This is a genomic window from Acinetobacter lwoffii (assembly GCF_024129435.1).
Classification (GTDB): Bacteria; Pseudomonadota; Gammaproteobacteria; order Pseudomonadales; family Moraxellaceae; genus Acinetobacter; species Acinetobacter lwoffii_F.
On record NZ_JAMXXN010000058.1, the window covers coordinates 1 to 2,941 of the forward strand.

Consider the following 2,941-nt stretch of genomic DNA (forward strand, 5'->3'; position numbering starts at 1 on the left):
AAACGACTGTTTGGGGTTGTATAGTCAAGTAATTAAGTGCATGTGGTGGATGCCTTGGCAGTCAGAGGCGATGAAAGACGTGATAGCCTGCGAAAAGCTCCGGGGAGGCGGCAAATATCCTGTGATCCGGAGATGTCTGAATGGGGAAACCCACTTACCATAAGGTAGGTATTGCAACATGAATACATAGTGTTGCAAGGCGAACGAGGGGAAGTGAAACATCTCAGTACCCTTAGGAAAAGAAATCAATTGAGATTCCCTCAGTAGCGGCGAGCGAAAGGGGAAGAGCCCATTAAGTCATATAAGTTCTAGTGGAACGCTCTGGGAAGTGCGACCGTAGACGGTGATAGTCCTGTACACGAAAGGGCTTATATGATGATGTCGAGTAGGGCGAGGCACGTGAAACCTTGTCTGAATATGGGGGGACCATCCTCCAAGGCTAAATACTCCTGACTGACCGATAGTGAACCAGTACCGTGAGGGAAAGGCGAAAAGAACCCCTGTGAGGGGAGTGAAATAGATCCTGAAACCGCATGCATACAAGCAGTGGGAGCCGGCTTAGTCCGGTGACTGCGTACCTTTTGTATAATGGGTCAGCGACTTATATTCAGTAGCGAGGTTAACCGAATAGGGGAGCCGTAGGGAAACCGAGTCTTAATAGGGCGCATTAGTTGCTGGGTATAGACCCGAAACCAGGTGATCTATCCATGAGCAGGTTGAAGGTTGGGTAACACTAACTGGAGGACCGAACCCACTGTCGTTGAAAAGCCAGGGGATGACTTGTGGATAGGGGTGAAAGGCTAATCAAACTTGGTGATAGCTGGTTCTCCCCGAAAGCTATTTAGGTAGCGCCTCGGACGAATACCATTGGGGGTAGAGCACTGTTTCGGCTAGGGGGTCATCCCGACTTACCAAACCGATGCAAACTCCGAATACCAATGAGTACTATCCGGGAGACAGACTGCGGGTGCTAACGTCCGTAGTCAAGAGGAAAACAATCCAGACCGCCAGCTAAGGCCCCAAAATTATAGTTAAGTGGGAAACGATGTGGGAAGGCATAGACAGCTAGGAGGTTGGCTTAGAAGCAGCCACCCTTTAAAGAAAGCGTAATAGCTCACTAGTCGAGTCGGCCTGCGCGGAAGATGTAACGGGGCTAAAACTATATGCCGAAGCTGCGGATGCATAATTTATTATGCGTGGTAGGGGAGCGTTCTGTAAGCCGATGAAGGTGGATTGAGAAGTCTGCTGGAGGTATCAGAAGTGCGAATGCTGACGTGAGTAACGACAATGCGAGTGAAAAACTCGCACGCTGAAAGACCAAGGGTTCCAGTCCAACGTTAATCGGGGCTGGGTGAGTCGACCCCTAAGGCGAGGCCGAGAGGCGTAGTCGATGGGAAATTGGTTAATATTCCAATACTTCTGTGTAATGCGATGAGAGGACGGAGAAGGTTAAGTCAGCCTGGCGTTGGTTGTCCAGGTGAAAGGTTGTAGGCATGTATCTTAGGCAAATCCGGGGTACTCTATGCTGAGAACTGATAGCAAGCTGTACTTGTACAGTGAAGTGGCTGATACCATGCTTCCAGGAAAAGTCTCTAAGCTTCAGTTACACAGGAATCGTACCCGAAACCGACACAGGTGGTCAGGTCGAGTAGACCAAAGCGCTTGAGAGAACTCTGCTGAAGGAACTAGGCAAAATGGTACCGTAACTTCGGGAGAAGGTACGCTGTTGTCTGTGATAGGACTTGCTCCTTGAGCGGCCGACAGCCTCAGAAACCAGGCCCCTGCAACTGTTTATTAAAAACATAGCACTCTGCAAACACGAAAGTGGACGTATAGGGTGTGATGCCTGCCCGGTGCTGGAAGGTTAATTGATGGGGTTAGCGTAAGCGAAGCTCTTGATCGAAGCCCCAGTAAACGGCGGCCGTAACTATAACGGTCCTAAGGTAGCGAAATTCCTTGTCGGGTAAGTTCCGACCTGCACGAATGGCATAATGATGGGGGCGCTGTCTCCAGCAGAGACTCAGTGAAATCGAATTCGCCGTGAAGATGCGGTGTACCCGCGGCTAGACGGAAAGACCCCGTGAACCTTTACTGCAGCTTGACATTGAACTTTGATCTTACTTGTGTAGGATAGGTGGGAGGCTTTGAAGTCGCGACGCTAGTTGCGATGGAGCCGTCCTTGAAATACCACCCTGGTAATATTGAGGTTCTAACTCTGTCCCGTTATCCGGGACGAGGACCATGTCTGGTGGGTAGTTTGACTGGGGCGGTCTCCTCCTAAAGAGTAACGGAGGAGTACGAAGGTGCGCTCAGCGTGGTCGGAAATCACGCGTAGAGTATAAAGGCAAAAGCGCGCTTAACTGCGAGACCCACAAGTCGAGCAGGTACGAAAGTAGGTCTTAGTGATCCGGTGGTTCTGTATGGAAGGGCCATCGCTCAACGGATAAAAGGTACTCTGGGGATAACAGGCTGATACCGCCCAAGAGTTCATATCGACGGCGGTGTTTGGCACCTCGATGTCGGCTCATCTCATCCTGGGGCTGAAGCAGGTCCCAAGGGTATGGCTGTTCGCCATTTAAAGAGGTACGCGAGCTGGGTTTAGAACGTCGTGAGACAGTTCGGTCCCTATCTACCGTGGGCGTTGGAAATTTGAGAGGATCTGCTCCTAGTACGAGAGGACCAGAGTGGACGAACCTCTGGTGTACCGGTTGTCACGCCAGTGGCATCGCCGGGTAGCTATGTTCGGAAGGGATAACCGCTGAAAGCATCTAAGCGGGAAGCCTACCTCAAGATAAGATTTCCCCGAGACTTTATGTCTCCTAAAGAGCCGTTGAAGACTACGACGTTGATAGGTTGGATGTGGAAGCATAGCGATATGTGAAGCTGACCAATACTAATTGCTCGTGAGGCTTGACTATACAACACCCAAACAGTTGTTGTA

1 rRNA gene is annotated in these 2,941 nt (G+C 50.5%); it reads left to right on the forward strand.

Annotated features, from left to right (window positions below):
* Nucleotides 1-22: 22 nt before the first annotated feature.
* A 23S ribosomal RNA gene (locus NI455_RS15205) occupies nucleotides 23-2,918 on the forward strand.
* Nucleotides 2,919-2,941: the final 23 nt, after the last annotated feature.